We start from the raw sequence: 14,874 nt of genomic DNA, 5'->3' as shown, positions 1-14,874 counted from the left end.
TTACAAAATCATTCTTCCGTGTTGACGGATCTCAGCGAATTAACAGTTTGCAATACAAACGTAGTTTGTGGTGTTGTTTGTTGTGTTGTTTGTGGTGGAGGTCGTAGTTGTGGTGTTGGTAGCAATCGTCCAGCGAACCCAAATCCCGCGACCATGCGCATCGTTGTTTGAGAGTTGGATCGACGTGATCTTGGCGCCTGAGCCGTAGGCGGTTGTGCAAGAACTGCCGCATTGAGCCAGTGCCGCAGCGATGGTGGCTTTGCCACCCAAGGCGTTGATCATGGATTTGTCTTGCCACGCTTCCCTTTTCGCCTCGTAGGTGAGGCCAACAGGCTGAATGCCAATATTCACGTCCAAGAGGTTGCCAAAGAAGCTCACACTGTTGGTGCCCAATTCGCTGTTGGTGATACTCAAACCACTGGCTGCCACAGCGGCTGCACCGGTGGTTGCATCAAACAGTGGACGTGCGGAACGGTGCTGATAGCTGGTGGGAGTACCCGTGTAGTCGGCATTGGGATAGGCCACGATCTTGAACCATTTTTTGCCTTGTGCCTGTGCTGCATTGTTGTTGGCGATGGCTGTGGCATTGCTCACAACTTTGAAGTTGGAGCAAGCCATAGAGGTTGATGTTCCAACGTCAATGGGCAAATAGTCGCCATTGCAAGTGCTGTTCACTTTCAGTCGTGTGGTTTCCGTCCATGTCGTCCCATCATCAATGCTGCCGTACAAAATGACGCTTTGGTAGGTGCGGGGTTTGCTGGTGTCGTAGCTAGATCCGGCATAACCTGTAAAAGAGAAGTTAACACCGGTTTGCAATGTTGGTGCAGGTGCATTCGTTCCCACATAGTTTTGCTGATAAGCCAAAGGCTTCAACTCAAATTTAAACGGTGCACGGTTGCCGTACGGGTGCCATTTGTTGTCCGCGCCCAACACCACAGGAAGCGTAAACGTTTCTGTGGACTTGTCTGATTTGGTCGAAGTGGCTTGACCTTGGCAAACCACAGGTGTCGCTGAGGTGTTGCAACCGTTCAACACGTAGTTGCTCAGTTGCATGCCGACGGCATTTTTTGCAATGCTGGCAATCGTGGTTGCACGGTTGTTGCCGTTGTCCAAAAAGTCGGCATCAAAGATGTCAAGCATGGCTGCTGAGTTGATGTCTGCTGCTGTACCAGTCAACGCATTGAAGGTACTGAGCATGGTTTTAATGCCCGAGGTGTCGAGCTTCACATCGTCGGATGATGGTGCAGTCACTTTGGCCACATCGGCAGGTTTGGCGTCCGGCGCAATGGTGTTCGTGGCTTGCGTGTTCTTGTCGGTGATTTGGATCGCTTGACCACTTGTTGCCGTGTTGTTGCTGATCGCCACCAAGTCGAGTAATTTATCGAGACCCTTGTTATCGGCTGCAAATTTCGTGGTGAACAAGTCAACTTTACTTGGGTCTTCTCCCAGCGCTGTCAAAACGTCTTTCAAGGCCGCATTTAAACGGGCCTTGGCATCGGCAAGTTTGGTTGCATCTACGGTTTTGATTTTTGCAGCGTCTGCAAAGACAGTCGCTGGGTCTGCGCCTACTGCTTGTGCTGTTGCCGCGTCTGTGGCCGGTGTGACGTTGATCACCCCGCTGACACCAGCTGCAGGCACTGTGTCAAGCACGCTGTGCAGCGTGTAACTTGTGCCTCCCGCTGTTCCTGTGGCTTGGACCATCAGCGGGGCAGTGAAGCCCGAGACGTCGCTGAAGGTGTATGAGCCATCGGCACCTGCTGTTTGAATTAACGTCTTTCCGGCCCCGTCTTTCAAAATGATTGTGGCGCCTGCCAGCGGTGCGCCTACGGCTGCAGTGCCACTGAGTGAAGGAGTTGTACTCGCTGTACCGCTGCCACCGCCACAGGCAGTCAAGGTTGCGATGCAAATGCCAGTCAGCAGATGCGCTAAATGTTTTTTCATGAGTTGTCCTTTGTATTGATTCAGACCAAACGCAGCACTCAAAGATGAGTGCCGACAGTCTAGTTCTTTTATTAATACAAAGGAATTCAATTTTTTCGATCAGTGCCTTTTAATTAATCCCTTGTAACGCGCACCAGCTCTTCGCGGGTGGAGACGCCCAAACGCACCAAGCGTTCGCCATCGTCACGCATCAACGTCATGCCGTTGCGCAACGCAGCCTCGCGCAGCTGCGCTTCGCTGGCTTGGTTGTGGATGAGGGCCCGCATGTCGTCGTTGGTGGTGAGCAATTCAAAAATGCCAGTGCGACCTTGGTAGCCGCTGTGGCCGCAGGCGTCGCAACCCTTGCCTTGGCAATGCGTGCAGGTTTTGCGCAGCAGGCGTTGGGCCAACACGCCCAAGAGCGATGAACTGAGCAAGAAGGGTTCTACGCCCATGTCGGTCAAACGCGTGACGGCGCTGGCCGCATCGTTGGTGTGCAGTGTGGCCAGCACCAAGTGGCCGGTGAGCGAGGCTTGGATGGCAATTTGCGCGGTCTCAAAGTCGCGAATCTCACCGATCATGATGATGTCGGGGTCTTGGCGCAGGATGGCGCGCAGGGCTTTGGCAAAGTCCAAATCGATCTTGGCGTTCACCTGCGTTTGGCCCACGCCTGCCAACTCATATTCAATCGGGTCTTCCACCGTCATGATGTTGTTGCGTGTGGCGTCTAGCCCTTGCAGCGCTGCGTACAGCGTGGTGGTTTTGCCCGAGCCCGTGGGACCGGTGACCAAAATGATGCCGTGCGGTTGATGGACCAACGCTTCAAAGCGGCGCAGCGTGTCACCCGCCATGCCGACGGCTTGCAGCGTGAGTTTGCTTTCCGACTTGTCGAGCAAACGCAGCACGGCGCGTTCGCCATGGGCACTGGGCAAAGTGGACACACGCACGTCAATGGCGCGTTGGCCCAAGCGCAGCGAAATGCGGCCGTCCTGCGGCAAACGCTTTTCGGCAATGTCCAGCTCGGCCATGATTTTCAAACGTGAAATCAGGGCCGCATGCAAGGCACGGTTGGGTTGCACCACTTCGCGCAAGGTGCCATCCACGCGAAAGCGCACGCTGCTGTGGCGCTCGTAGGGCTCGATGTGGATGTCGCTCGCGCCATCGCGTGCGGCTTGCGTCAACAGCGCGTTGAGCATGCGGATGATGGGCGCGTCGTCGGCGGCTTCCAACAAATCTTCCACAGCAGGCAGCTCTTGCATCATGCGCGTCAGGTCGGCGTCGCTCTCGACCTCGCTCACCACGGCGGCGGCATTGCTGTCGGCTTGGGCATAGGCCTCGCTGATGCGTTTGGCCAGCGTGGCTTTGTCGGTGTATTCAAACGACTGCACGGCGTGGCGACGTGTCACCTCGCTCCAGGCGCTCAGGTCGGGTGCATCGCTGTGCCAAAGCGTGAGCGTGTGGCCATCGTCCTCCAGCAACAGCTGGTGGGTGCGGGCAAAGGCGTAGGGCAGCGGGCGACGCATGGCTTTTATTTGACCGTTGTGCTCGGTGGTGCCAGCGGTGGCAGTGTGGGGACTGGGCCCGTGTCGAGCAAGGGGTTGAGTGAGGGCACTGCATTGCGTTGCAAGCCCATCATTTGTTCGTAACGGTTGACGCTCAACGAGTCAGACGCTTTGGCATCACGAACCACCACGGGGCGTAAAAACACCATCAGGTTTTTCTTGCTGCGCGTGCGGCTCTCACTCTTGAACAGCCAGCCGAAGCCGGGGATGTCACCCAAACCCGGCACTTTGCTGGCGTTGCTCGAATACTCGTCAGACAACAGACCGCCCAACACGATGATGGAGCCGTCGTCCACCAACACGTTGGACTCGATGCTGCGTTTGTTGGTGATCAAACCAATGCTGGCGGCCTTGGAGTAATCCACGCTGGAGACTTCTTGAAACACGGTCATCTTGACGGTGCCGGTCTCGCTGATTTGTGGTTTGACCTTGAGCGTCAAGCCCACGTCTTTGCGTTCTACGGTTTGAAACGGATTCACCGCACCGCCCGTTGTGTTGTTGTTCGTGTACTGACCCGTCACAAACGGCACGTTTTGGCCCACCACGATCTTGGCTTCTTCGTTGTCCAAGGTCAGCAAATTGGGTGTGGAGAGGATGTTGGCGTCGCCATTGGTTTCTAGGAAGTTGGCCAAGCTGCTCAGCACGGTGGTGCCGTTGACGTTGCGGATGGTGCCAATGTTCAAACCCCCGCCAATGCCTGCGGTGGCCGCGGTGGTGCCGCCTTGCGACAAGCCGACGATGTTGCCGGTCGACCCAAAGTTGGTGCCTGCCACGCCGTTGCTGCCCAGTGCGCCTTGCCATTGAATGCCCATTTGCAGCGCCTTGTCGGCGTTGACCTCGGCAATCAAACTCTCCACCATGACCTGCGCGCGGCGTTGGTCCAGCAAGTCGATCACGGCGCGAAGCTGGCGGTATTGCGGTTCAGGCGCGGTGATGATGAGTGAGTTGGTGGCCGTGTCCGCTTGAATCTGTCCGCCCGTGGTGGCCCCGCTGGCGGCGTTGGTGCCACCCAAGGTGCTGCCGGATGCGGTGCTCGGTGTGTTGCCCATTGGCAATGTGCCTGTGCTGGCGGTGCCTGACGTTGTGCTGCGCACTTCACCGCTGACGGCGGCACGCAAGGTGGCCGCCAGTTTGGTGGCGTCGGCATTTTTCAAATACACCACATGGATGTTGCCGCTGGGGTTGCTGCTGCCGGGCTGGTCTAGCTTTTCCACCAAGGCGCGCACCAGCGCCACGCGGGCGGCGTTGGCTGCACGCAAGATGAGGGTGTTGCTGCGGGGCTCGGCCACCAAGGTAGTTTTGAACTCGGCCCCCGTTTGACCGGGGGTGGCGCTCGGCATGGCGGCTCCGCCGGACTCGATCAAGCGCAATACCAGTGGCGCCAAGTCGATGGCGATGGCGTTTTTGAGCTGAATCACTTCGACGTCACTGGCGTTGGACACATCGAGCGCTGCAATGATGCGCGCCATGCGTTGCAGGTTGTCGGCGTAGTCGGTGATGACCAGCGAGTTGTTGCCAGGGTTGACGTTGATGGTGTTGTTGGGGCTGATCAGCGGGCGCAACACAGGTAGCAAGTTGTTGGCCTGCTCAAAATTGAGCTTGAAGATGTGCGTGACGATTTGGCCGTTGGCCGCGCCGGAGCCCGCGTTGTCGATTTGCTGCACGCTGCCGCCTTGCAACTTCGCGTCGGCTTCGGGCACGATTTTGTAAAGCCCTTTGGTCTCGACCATGGCAAAACCTTGCAAGCGCAAGGCTGCCAAGAACTGGTTCCAAGCTTCGTTGGGCGAAACGGGCAGCTCGGTGCTGAGGTTGATCGTGCCCTTCACGCGAGGGTCCACCACCAAGTTGCGGTTGGACAGTGTGGCCAAGGTGCGTGCGACGGACTCAATGTCTGCGTTCACAAAATTCAGAGTGATGGGCTCTGCCGCGTTGGCCTTCTTGGCCGGTGGCGCGGCGTGCGTGAGCGACAAGCCGCTGAGGGCAGGGAGCAGGCCCAGACAGAGTCCCAAGGCCAGTGCCAGCGTGGTGGGTTTGAAAAATGTGTGTTGCTTTGGCATACGCGTTAACCCAGTTTCAAGATCGACTTGGCACCTCGGCGTTGGCCGAGGATGTTCAACAAATTAGAGAGTGCGGCCTCGGCATCGGGTTCGCTCGATGCTTCGCCATTGAATTGCAAATGTCCGTTGCGCCATTGGCCTTGGCCCTGCAGCTTCAAGCTGCCTTCCACGGTGTCGAGGGTGAGGCGCATTGTGTCACCCGCGGTCGAGGCGCCCGTGCCCAGTACCACCAAGCGGTAGCTGCCCAAAGGCTTGAGGGTGGACAGTCGGGTCGACATGTGTTGCAACTCCAGTTGGGCTTGGCCTTGCAGCTGCGTTTGGCCTGCGATGTGTTGCCACGTCAATTGCTGTGTGCTGAGTTGCAATGCGCCTTCGGCTTGCATCGTGTTCCAAGGCGCGCCCAAACCCGTCAACCACGATGCGGGCCATGTGGAACGTTGGTCGTTGACCTGCACGCGAATCCCACGCCATTGCGGTGTCACATCCACCTGAATGGTTGGTGAGGTACAGCATGCCGACGCCAGGCTGGCGCGCAATCCCAAGCGCGCTGCCGACACATCAAGGTGTGGGCCAAATTGCCATTGCACACGCGTTGGCAACGCGGTGTTGGATGCTTCAGATTGCGGCCCTGCACTCAGCACGGCTTGGGCGGAGCCGTGCCACACGGTGCCTTGCGGGTCGCGCAACATCACGCGTTCACCGCTGGCTTGCGCCACGATGTGGGCCAGCCAATAGGCGGGGGCTTGGGTGACCATGGCCAGCACGGCGCCGATGGCCGCGCCCGTCCATACCCAGCGGCGCGTGCTCACTGCGCCCTCGCCGTGTTGTCAGGCAAGCGCAGCACCAAGCTGCCGTTCCATGTGGTGTTGTTTTTGTCGGTGTCAGCGCCACGCGTCAGGTGCGCTTCGGTGGGCAGCACTTGCGCTTGGTTGCGCACTTGGGTCAACCATGTGGCCAAGGTTTGCGCAGGCACTGTTTTGAGTTGCACCGACACACGTTCGCCTTGCACCGTCAGTTGAAAGGGTGAATTCGCGCTGAGGCTTTGCAAGGTGCGCAGCGCCTCGTCGCGCGACAAGGGTGTGCGTTGTTGCAAGGCTTTGGCCTGTGCTTGCAAGGCCCGCATGTGGGCTTGCTGCACGCCGATGTGGGCGCGGCGTGCATCGCTGTCGCGCAAGGTGTGCATCGCGGGGGCGATGGCCACGCCCCAGATCAGCACCGAGGCCAGCAGCAGGCCCAGCCAAGCCAAGCTGCGTTGTTCGCGCACGGACAAGACTTGCCAGCGTGTGGCCGCCGTGGCTTTGAGCGCTTGAAAGGCGTTGCTCATGGGTGGACCTCCGCTTGCAACACCCAGGTGTTGTTGCCGTCTTGGCGCAGGCTGAGTTGTTGGGCTTTGAGCGCAGTTTGGGCGCTTTGGATGGTCTTGTCGTCGAGCGTCAACCCTTGCACCCGCAGAGACGCGTTGGCGAAGTGCAGTTGCGTGGGCACAGTGTTGGCAGGCAACACGCCCGCGAGGGCGGCCAGCAATGGCTCTAAATCGGTGCGGCTGACGTGGCCTGACTTCTGCTGCAAAGCGTCCACTTCGCGTTGCATTTGCAAGGGGGCGTCGATGACCAAGCTGACGGCAGGAAAACTGGTTTTCAAGATGCGTTGCAACGCCAGTTGCTGTTGATCCAAGGCAGACTTTTCGCGCCAAGCCAAAGCGTTCAGCCCCACGATTTGCAGCAGCACCAAGGCCGCAATACCCACGCGCACAGCACGCCACGCGGGGGCATGGGCCAAGGTTTGCCAAGCACTTTGCAACCCACGTTGCAGACGCTGGCTGCGACCTTGTGCCCATTCGCCTTGGGCCAAATCCCACGCCGATTGGCTGGCGGCCACCCAGCGTTGGGCGGCGCTTTGCAGCAAGGGCTGACGCTGCAGCGTGGTTTGCACGCGCTCGACCATGGCGGGCTCGGCGTAGATGTGCAGATCCGGGTTGTTCAGCGCGTCATTCAGGGCCTGAAAAGCGCGCCATGACGCGGCGTTAGACGGCAACAGACTGACACCTTCTGACTGCGTCAACACGCTGAGTGCCTGTTCAGGCGCGCCCATGATGTGCAGCGTTGGTGTGTCGGTGGGTTGTAACTCAGGCACCAAGCGTTGCACGGTCAAGCCTGCGGCTTGCAGTGGGGCCAGCACTTCACGCAACCACGCTTTGTCGCACACGGCCACGCAGGTGTTACCGCCTGTGCGGGCCAAGCTTTGACTGTGGGGCGGCAGCACCAAGTGCAGTTGCTGTGGGTCGTCGAGCAAACGGTCTTCCAGCAAACCATGCAGCACGTTCGCCAAGCGCGGGCCGTGACTGCCCGGCGGCAGTTGTACGCTGAGCCACGACATCCGGCTGTGCGGCATCACAGCAACCACCTCGCCCGCATGGGCCGACAAGGTCGCGGCTGCGCCCGTTGCGCTGCGCGTGACGCTGTGGCCGTCAGAGTGCACATGGGCGTAGCCGGTGGCGGCGTGGGCTGAGGTGTGTGGCAGGGCGATGATCAACATGAGAACGGTCATTGTAGAGAGCCAGACTCACGCCATATGACAGTTAAGTTACTCTGCTCACGCTTGACCAACGAGCGTTCTTGCAGCGTGGTTTGCGACATGCGCAACCGACCCAAAACTTCAAAAAACTGTGTGTTCACGTTGTGGCTGTTTTGCAGGTCGGCGGGGCGTCCTAGGGCTTTGACAAAGTCGTCCAAGGTGGACCATGGCGTGCGTTCGCGTTGTTGCACCAAGCGCTGCGCATCGCCCATGCTCAAGCCCGGCACGCTGGCGTACAGCACCTGGTGGCTGGCGGTGTTGACGTTGACGGTGGTGGGTGTGGGCAGCAGCGTGAGGTGGGGCGCCAAGGTTTTCAAAGAGGCGGGCGAGAGGCCCAGCCATGTCAGTTGTGCCACGCGTTGGGGCATCAGCGGCGTGCTGGTGTTGCTGCTGTCAGACGACTTGCGTTGCGCGGCTTGCAGGCCCAGCACCAAGAGGTTGAGCTGGGTTGGTGGGACGCCCAAGACATCAAACAAACGCTCGAAGGCGGCGAGGGCGTTGGGATCGGGTTGGTCACCCTTGATCAAGTTGGTGACGTTGAGGCGGCCTTGCAGGTCGCTGACTTGGCCCGACAAGAACACGTTTTGCGCGAGGTTGTCGTCTTCGCCGCTGTTGCCTGTGGTCACGCTGCCATCGGGCAAGGCCGCCAAAAAGCTGGACAAACGCGCCTCTTGCAGCGGTACGGCCCACGGCTCGGCCAAGCTGTCGGTGGGGGTGTTGGCGTGATCGGCGCGGGCGTCTTCGCGCAAGATGACGCGGGCCCAATCGAGTGCGCCCGTCAGCAGCCAGCGGGCTTGTGAACGCTGGCGTTCCGCGCTTTCGACCTCAATGGATCGCCATTGCTGCCACATGGCGCCCGCCGCCAAGGTGGCCACCAACGCGACTGTGAGCATGGCGGCCAACAACGCCGCACCGACCTGAGATGTGCGCGGCGTGCGCTGGATGAGGCGCGTCATGTTTTGGTGTTGCTGAAGTTGGGACGCACCCAGTCGAGGGTGATGCGTCCGCGCAGGCCTGTTTGGGCGGGTAGCTCTAGCAACAGGCGAATGGCGTCTGGGGTGACCGGTGTGGCGCTGGTGTTAGGCAGTGCGCCCCCGTTGGAGGATGCGCTGCCAATGGCCGCGTCGCCGCTAGAGAGCGGGTTGCTCCATGCATTGCCCCTGAAGTAGCTGATTTGCCAGAGGTTCAGGGGCACCAAGGTGGTTTCTAAGGCTTGGTCTTCGCTGCTGGGGTTTTGGCCCCAGCGCTGGGCTTGGGCCCATGCTTGTTGCAGACTGGCGCGGGTTTGCAGGGCAGGGGACTGCCAACGTACCCACACGCCTTGGTTGTTGCCCGCTTGCGGTGTGTCGCGGCGTGTCCAAGCCACGACCCACAGGCCGGCGTCGCTGCCGTCCACGCGCCAAGTGCTGGCGCGGCGGGTGAGGCGCAGAGTCTGGCCGTCCCAAGTCACGCCCGCATCATTCAACGTCGGCACGGGCTGCATGGCGTCGAGGTCGGCTTGCCATTGGGCGAGCACGGTTTGCATCACGGTGATTTGGTCCACCTGGGTTTGGGTGATGTTGCGGGTGCGCATGAGCCCATCCAAGCCGCGCCAACTCATGCCCGCCATGACAGCCATCAAGGTGATGGCGATCAGCAGCTCAATCAGCGTGAAGCCGCGTTGCGTGTGGCGGCGGTGTTGGTGCGCCATCAGTAACGCCCCAGCACGGTGGTGACCCGAAGGATGGGCGTGGTGGCGTCAAAGACTTGCGCATCCACGCGACGAAACGCTGGGTTGGGCGTGGTGCGCACGGTCAACGCCACCTCGAAATTGCGCTCGGCTTGGACGCAGGGCACGCGTGTATCGCCCACACCCGGCATTTGCTGGGCCAAACGCAGTTGTTGGATGGCGTTGTCCGCGCAGATTTGGCCCAGCAACACATCGGTTTGACGCTGCGCATTGCGTGTCAGGGCGCCGCTGACCTTGGTGCCCGTCATCAAGGCGAGCGCGACGATGGCCAGCGCCACCAAGACTTCAATCAAGGTGAAACCTTGTTGGCCTTGGTGTTGGCGCTGTTGATTTTGTGTGGCGGTGCTTTGCGTCATGGCACCACCTGAAAAGGCCGCAACCCGTCGGTGGCTATTCGCAATTGCTGCAATTGCTGCAACTGCTGCACTTTGGCAGGGCTGGTGGCATGGCTGGCGGAGATAGACAGCGTGATGCTGGCTGGTGACATGATGGGCTCTGGCCCCAGTACAACCCCATTGGGGATGTTCGCGCCAACGGTGCTGACTTGCGCTTGGGTGGTGGGGTAGAGCCACGCTTCTTGGCGTGTGGCCAAGCCGCTGTTTGCCACGGCGCTGCTGATCTCGTAGCCCTCGGCGGTGGTGCGCCATATCAATGCCACGCCACTGGTGCGCGACTGGGCACGAGCGGCTTCGAGCTGGGCAGTGAGGCGCTGGGCCTCACGTTCGAGTTGGGTTTGGCCGCTGTCGCGCATCGCCAAACTCACACCCGCCATGGCGAACCCGATGATGGCCAAGACCACCAACAGCTCCAACAGGGTCAGGCCGCGTTGGCGCTGCATGACGGGCTGGGCCGCGTGCTTATTGCCAGCTGCCGATGTCGGCGTTTTTGCCTTCGCCGCCAGGTTGGCCATCGGCACCCAGTGACAGCACGTCGATCTCGCCTTTCACGCCAGGGTTCATGTATTGGTAGGGGCGGCCCCATGGGTCGTTGGGGAGCTTGTCGATGTAGGGCTTCCAGTTCAGTGGCGCTGGGCCGGTGGTGGGCTGCACCACCAAAGCTTGCAGGCCTTGCTCGGGGGCAGGGTAGCGCTGGTTGTCCAAACGGTAGAGCTTGAGGGCTTGCATCAGGTTGCCCACGTCGGTCTTGGCAGCGGTCACGCGGGCATCGTCTGCGCGGTTGAGCACGTTGGGCACCACGAGCGCGGCGAGCACGCCAATGATGGCGAGCACCACCATCAACTCAATCAGCGTGAAGCCGCGTTGGCTTTGACGTGGGCGTTGCGTGGGGGCGGGGTGGACGGTATTCGGGAGGGTGGTCATCAAGGGGCTCACAAGTTCGCTGTCAAGCATGAATCATAATCCGCGCATGCTTCGCCAACGCCTCTCCTTCGCTGCTGTGTCTTCGCTGTCATTGGGGCGCGGCTTGTCCAGTCGCGGCTTGCAGAAAGTGCTGACCGCTGCGGTGTGGGCCGCTGTGGCCTTTAGCGCGGTGAGTTGGGGTTTGCGTTGGTCGGCCAGTGGGCAAATGCAAGGCTCGGCCATGGCGGCACCGCAGGCGCTGCCAGATGTCGACACCGCAGCCGCTGCCCGCAGCTTAGGCGCCTTGCCTGTGCAAGCGGCGGCAGCGCCTAGCTTGGCGAGTCGTTTTCAGTTGCTCGGTGTTTTGGATGGCGGCCCCAACGCAGGGGCGGCCTTGATCGCGGTGGATGGCAAACCGGCCAAGCCGTTTCGCGTGGGTGCCGTGGTGACCGACGGCTTGGTGCTGCAAGGCACCGAAGCCAAGCGCGTCAGCCTCGGCGCGGGGACCGACAGCCCGCCTGCGCTGACGCTGGAGTTGCCAGCCAAGAAGTAAAAAAGGCGCTGATCAGCGCCTTTTTTATGCCTGCCAAGGCGTAAAAGCCGTGGCTGATGGGCACTTCAGCGTTGCAAAAACAAGCGATAAGCGGGGTTGAGGGTTTCTTCCACAAAGGGGTAGCCCAATTCGTCCAAGAATTTGGCGAACATTTTGTTGTCTGCTTTGGGCACTTGCAGTCCCATCAAAATGCGGCCGTAGTCCGCGCCTTGGTTGCGGTAGTGGAACAGGCTGATGTTCCAGCCGGGGCGCATGGCCAGCAAGAACTTCATCAACGCACCGGGGCGCTCGGGGAACTCAAAACGCAGCAAGCGCTCTTCGTGCGCCAAGCTGGAGTGCCCGCCCACCATGTGGCGGATGTGCTCTTTGGCCAGCTCGTCGTGGGTGAGGTCGATGGCTTCAAACCCGTTTTTGGTGAAGTGGCTTGCAATTTTGTTGCTTTCGCCTTTCACGCCCGTGGTCAAGCCGACGAAAACATGGGCCTTCGCTTTGTCGCTCATGCGGTAATTGAACTCGGTCACATTGCGGGGCGACTTGCTGCCACCTAAGCTGGGCAGCTTGCCAATCAGCTCGCAAAAACGGCGCAGGCTGCCGGGCTGCTCGGGGATGGTCACCGCAAACAAGGCTTCGCGTTCTTCGCCCACTTCGGCGCGTTCGGCCACAAAGCGCAAGCGGTCGAAGTTCATGTTGGCGCCACACAAAATGGCGGCGTAGGTTTCGCCCTTGGTTTTGTGCTCGGCCACGTATTGTTTGATGGCAGCCACGGCCAATGCGCCTGCGGGCTCGACGATGCTGCGGGTGTCCACAAACACGTCCTTGATGGCGGCGCACACGGCGTCGGTGTCGACGGTGATGTAGCTGTCGACCAAGTTTTTAGACACGCGAAAGGTTTCTTCGCCCACCAGCTTGACCGCGGTGCCGTCAGAGAACAAACCCACATCGTTGAGGGTGACGCGTTTGCCTTTTTGCACCGACTGCATCATGGCGGACGAGTCATCCATTTGCACGCCAATCACTTTGATGTCGGGGCGCACGGCCTTGATGTAGTTGGCCACGCCCGCAATCAGGCCGCCGCCACCGATGGCGACGAACACCGCGTCTAAGGGGCCTTGATGCTGGCGCAGCATTTCCATGGCAATCGTGCCTTGGCCCGCGATGACATCGGGATCGTCAAACGGGTGCACAAAGGTCATGCCGTTTTTCTTTTCCAGCATGGTGGCATGTTGGTAGGCGTCGGAGTAGCTCTCGCCCGCCAGCACCACGTCGCCGCCCAAGGCTTTGACCGCCTCAATTTTCACGCTGGGCGTCGTGGTGGGCATGACGATGACAGCTTTGGTGCCTAAGCGCTTGGCACCCAGCGCCACGCCTTGGGCATGGTTGCCTGCCGAGGCGCAAATCACGCCTTTTTTCAACTGTGCGGGTGTGAGGTGCGCCATCTTGTTGTAAGCGCCGCGCAGCTTAAAGCTGTGCACGGGTTGCTGGTCTTCGCGCTTCAAAAGCACGGTGTTGTTCAGGCGTCGGCTGAGGTTTTTGGCAACTTCTAGCGCAGATTCAACGGCCACGTCGTACACGCGGGCGGTCAAGATCTTTTTCAGGTAATCGGCGGGTTGCAGGGCGCGGGGCTTGGGTGTGCGGGTAGACATAGGGTGATTGTCTCTTATGAAAAAATCAGGCTCAGCGATGCACGCAGGCGAAAAAAAACCCCGAGTTTTGCAACTCGGGGCTGAATCCACTTTTGAGGGTGGAGGAGACAAGCCTCTAGTGTATACATTTTCTGTTGCAGCGCAACATTTGTCAGACAATTGGGTATCAATTTTTAGGAGAAAAACATGGAATGCACCGTCAGCTGGACCGGTAATTCGGGCACCCGCTCAGGCATGGGCTTTGTGGCCGAGACGGGCAGCGGCCACGTCGTAGCAATGGATGGCGCCCCTGATGCGGCCAAACCAGAAAACGGGGGGCAAAACTTGGCGCCACGTCCGATGGAAATGCTGTTGGCGGGCACGGGGGGTTGCACGGCTTACGACGTGGTGCTGATTTTGAAGCGCGGTCGCCACGATGTGCGCGGTTGCAGCGTGAAAATCAGCAGCGAGCGCGCTGAGGTCGACCCCAAGGTGTTCACCCAGATCAACATGCATTTCACCGTGACGGGTAAAGCCATTCCCGCCTTGGCCGTGGAGCGCGCCATTGCCATGAGCCATGACAAATACTGTTCTGCCAGCATCATGCTGGGCAAAACGGCGGAGATCACCACCAGTTTTGAAGTGGTAGAAGCTTAAAACCCGTGTTTTAGATGCGATGCGCCACGGTGGTCATCACTTTGGCGGCTAGCTTCATCAGCCCTTTGATCGGGGCAGGCAGCTCGGTGGCACCGGCTGCCAATGCCTCTTGCGCATGACGGGCTTCATCGGCCTTCATGGTCGCCACGATGGCGCGTGAAGCGGTGTCTTTTTCGGGCAACTGGTGCATATGGCTTTGCAAATGCGCCTCGACTTGGCGCTCGGTTTCCACCACAAAACCTAAGCTCACGCGATCGCCGCCCAGTTTGGCTGCCGCGTAGCCAATACCAAACGCACCCACATACCAAAGCGGGTTGAGCAGGCTGGTGCGCCCGCCTAACTCTTTCAGCCGCTCTTCGGTCCACGCCAAATGGTCGGTTTCTTCGTTGCAAGCCTCGGTCAGGTGTTGGCGCAGCGCCACATCGCGTGTCGCCAAGGCTTGGGCTGTGTACAGCGCTTGTGCACAGACCTCGCCCACATGGTTGACCCGCATCAACGCGGCAGCTTCGCGCTTTTCAGCCTCCGTCATGGCCGTTGCAATGGCATGACTTGGGTTGAGACGGTTGGCGTGGTGGTTCGCAAACACGGTGCGCAAGGCACTGTCAGCGGCAATAAGAAGAGCATCCATGTCACTGAGTTTAAATCCGCCAACGGCTAATGACGCCGTTTGTGCATTTCCGTGTTTGTGGCGTATTTCCTAGGGTTTGCCATGCATGAGGGGTGTCTTTGTTGCATCAAAGCAACATGAAAACTCTATTTTTCGACTTTGTCGTGGAATGTTGCAGAGCTGTCTGGTTCAATAGCGCCAACTTCCCGAAAACGGAGGTTGGCTCTGGAAAGTCTGGAGCCCCTGTTCAAACCTTGGAGAACCTTGAAATGAAAAAAACCCTCGTTGCTATCGC

The 14,874-nt window shown here is 59.6% G+C and carries 15 protein-coding genes; 2 read left to right on the top strand and 13 right to left on the bottom strand.

Annotated features, from left to right (window positions below; translation table 11 throughout):
• Nucleotides 1-39: 39 nt before the first annotated feature.
• The 11 genes from RMS95_RS12030 to gspG form a co-directional block, all read right to left on the bottom strand.
• Nucleotides 40-1,941, bottom strand: a complete 1,902-nt coding sequence (locus RMS95_RS12030; protein ID WP_310646446.1) for a hypothetical protein — start codon at nt 1,939-1,941, stop codon at nt 40-42.
• Nucleotides 1,942-2,054: 113 nt separating this feature from the next.
• Entirely contained in the window at nt 2,055-3,443 is a 1,389-nt protein-coding gene (locus RMS95_RS12025; RefSeq protein WP_310646445.1) for an ATPase, T2SS/T4P/T4SS family, read from the bottom strand.
• 5 nt (nt 3,444-3,448) lie between these two features.
• Nucleotides 3,449-5,539, bottom strand: coding sequence for a type II secretion system secretin GspD (gene gspD / locus RMS95_RS12020; protein ID WP_310646444.1), 2,091 nt, complete (start codon nt 5,537-5,539; stop codon nt 3,449-3,451).
• Nucleotides 5,540-5,544: 5 nt separating this feature from the next.
• Nucleotides 5,545-6,348, bottom strand: a complete 804-nt coding sequence (gene gspN, locus RMS95_RS12015; RefSeq protein WP_310646443.1) for a type II secretion system protein N — start codon at nt 6,346-6,348, stop codon at nt 5,545-5,547.
• Complete coding sequence (gene gspM, locus RMS95_RS12010; protein ID WP_310646442.1) at nt 6,345-6,863, bottom strand: type II secretion system protein GspM; 519 nt, start codon at nt 6,861-6,863, stop codon at nt 6,345-6,347. Before gspM ends, gspN begins: the two co-directional genes overlap by 4 nt.
• A complete protein-coding gene (gspL, locus tag RMS95_RS12005) occupies nt 6,860-8,074 on the bottom strand; it encodes a type II secretion system protein GspL (protein ID WP_310646441.1) in 1,215 nt (404 codons plus the stop codon). The genes gspM and gspL overlap by 4 nt, the downstream gene beginning before the upstream one ends.
• A gap of 8 nt (nt 8,075-8,082) precedes the next feature.
• Nucleotides 8,083-9,069, bottom strand: a complete 987-nt coding sequence (gene gspK, locus RMS95_RS12000; protein ID WP_310646440.1) for a type II secretion system minor pseudopilin GspK — start codon at nt 9,067-9,069, stop codon at nt 8,083-8,085.
• Entirely contained in the window at nt 9,066-9,803 is a 738-nt protein-coding gene (locus tag RMS95_RS11995) for a prepilin-type N-terminal cleavage/methylation domain-containing protein (protein WP_310646439.1), read from the bottom strand. Before RMS95_RS11995 ends, gspK begins: the two co-directional genes overlap by 4 nt.
• Entirely contained in the window at nt 9,803-10,198 is a 396-nt protein-coding gene (gene gspI, locus RMS95_RS11990; RefSeq protein WP_310646438.1) for a type II secretion system minor pseudopilin GspI, read from the bottom strand. Before gspI ends, RMS95_RS11995 begins: the two co-directional genes overlap by 1 nt.
• Nucleotides 10,195-10,680: a prepilin-type N-terminal cleavage/methylation domain-containing protein gene (locus RMS95_RS11985; protein WP_310646437.1), complete on the bottom strand. Its 486-nt coding sequence runs from the start codon at nt 10,678-10,680 to the stop codon at nt 10,195-10,197. The genes gspI and RMS95_RS11985 overlap by 4 nt, the downstream gene beginning before the upstream one ends.
• A 19-nt stretch (nt 10,681-10,699) precedes the next feature.
• Nucleotides 10,700-11,161 (bottom strand): type II secretion system major pseudopilin GspG, encoded by a 462-nt coding sequence (gene gspG, locus RMS95_RS11980; RefSeq protein WP_310646436.1) that lies wholly within the window; start codon nt 11,159-11,161, stop codon nt 10,700-10,702.
• 46 nt (nt 11,162-11,207) lie between these two features.
• On the opposite strand from gspG, the gene RMS95_RS11975 reads away from it, so the two are divergent.
• A complete protein-coding gene (locus RMS95_RS11975) occupies nt 11,208-11,693 on the top strand; it encodes a type II secretion system protein N (RefSeq protein WP_310646435.1) in 486 nt (161 codons plus the stop codon).
• 65 nt (nt 11,694-11,758) lie between these two features.
• Here the strand turns inward: RMS95_RS11975 and ilvA are convergent, their stop codons facing one another.
• Nucleotides 11,759-13,336, bottom strand: a complete 1,578-nt coding sequence (gene ilvA, locus RMS95_RS11970; protein ID WP_310646434.1) for a threonine ammonia-lyase, biosynthetic — start codon at nt 13,334-13,336, stop codon at nt 11,759-11,761.
• A 186-nt stretch (nt 13,337-13,522) separates the two neighbouring features.
• On the opposite strand from ilvA, the gene RMS95_RS11965 reads away from it, so the two are divergent.
• Nucleotides 13,523-13,972, top strand: coding sequence for an OsmC family protein (locus tag RMS95_RS11965; RefSeq protein ID WP_310646433.1), 450 nt, complete (start codon nt 13,523-13,525; stop codon nt 13,970-13,972).
• A gap of 10 nt (nt 13,973-13,982) precedes the next feature.
• On the opposite strand, the gene coq7 is transcribed toward RMS95_RS11965, so the two are convergent.
• A complete protein-coding gene (gene coq7 / locus RMS95_RS11960; protein ID WP_310646432.1) occupies nt 13,983-14,600 on the bottom strand; it encodes a 2-polyprenyl-3-methyl-6-methoxy-1,4-benzoquinone monooxygenase in 618 nt (205 codons plus the stop codon).
• Nucleotides 14,601-14,874: the final 274 nt, after the last annotated feature.

Source organism: Limnohabitans sp., assembly GCF_031539175.1.
Taxonomy (GTDB): domain Bacteria; phylum Pseudomonadota; class Gammaproteobacteria; order Burkholderiales; family Burkholderiaceae_C; genus Limnohabitans.
This window is presented reverse-complemented; position numbering and strand designations above follow the sequence as displayed.

Excerpts from the sequence above, each read along its gene's own strand:
- gspL (WP_310646441.1), bottom strand. The coding sequence starts at position 8,074 with ATGTTGATCATCGCCCTGCCACACACCTCAGCCCACGCCGCCACCGGC.
- RMS95_RS11985 (WP_310646437.1), bottom strand. The coding sequence starts at position 10,680 with ATGCAGCGCCAACGCGGCCTGACCCTGTTGGAGCTGTTGGTGGTCTTG.
- gspI (WP_310646438.1), bottom strand. The coding sequence starts at position 10,198 with ATGACGCAAAGCACCGCCACACAAAATCAACAGCGCCAACACCAAGGC.
- RMS95_RS12025 (WP_310646445.1), bottom strand. The coding sequence starts at position 3,443 with ATGCGTCGCCCGCTGCCCTACGCCTTTGCCCGCACCCACCAGCTGTTG.
- gspM (WP_310646442.1), bottom strand. The coding sequence starts at position 6,863 with ATGAGCAACGCCTTTCAAGCGCTCAAAGCCACGGCGGCCACACGCTGG.
- RMS95_RS12030 (WP_310646446.1), bottom strand. The coding sequence starts at position 1,941 with ATGAAAAAACATTTAGCGCATCTGCTGACTGGCATTTGCATCGCAACC.
- RMS95_RS11965 (WP_310646433.1), top strand. The coding sequence starts at position 13,523 with ATGGAATGCACCGTCAGCTGGACCGGTAATTCGGGCACCCGCTCAGGC.
- RMS95_RS11975 (WP_310646435.1), top strand. The coding sequence starts at position 11,208 with ATGCTTCGCCAACGCCTCTCCTTCGCTGCTGTGTCTTCGCTGTCATTG.
- coq7 (WP_310646432.1), bottom strand. The coding sequence starts at position 14,600 with ATGGATGCTCTTCTTATTGCCGCTGACAGTGCCTTGCGCACCGTGTTT.
- gspD (WP_310646444.1), bottom strand. The coding sequence starts at position 5,539 with ATGCCAAAGCAACACACATTTTTCAAACCCACCACGCTGGCACTGGCC.
- RMS95_RS11995 (WP_310646439.1), bottom strand. The coding sequence starts at position 9,803 with ATGGCGCACCAACACCGCCGCCACACGCAACGCGGCTTCACGCTGATT.
- ilvA (WP_310646434.1), bottom strand. The coding sequence starts at position 13,336 with ATGTCTACCCGCACACCCAAGCCCCGCGCCCTGCAACCCGCCGATTAC.
- gspG (WP_310646436.1), bottom strand. The coding sequence starts at position 11,161 with ATGACCACCCTCCCGAATACCGTCCACCCCGCCCCCACGCAACGCCCA.
- gspK (WP_310646440.1), bottom strand. The coding sequence starts at position 9,069 with ATGACGCGCCTCATCCAGCGCACGCCGCGCACATCTCAGGTCGGTGCG.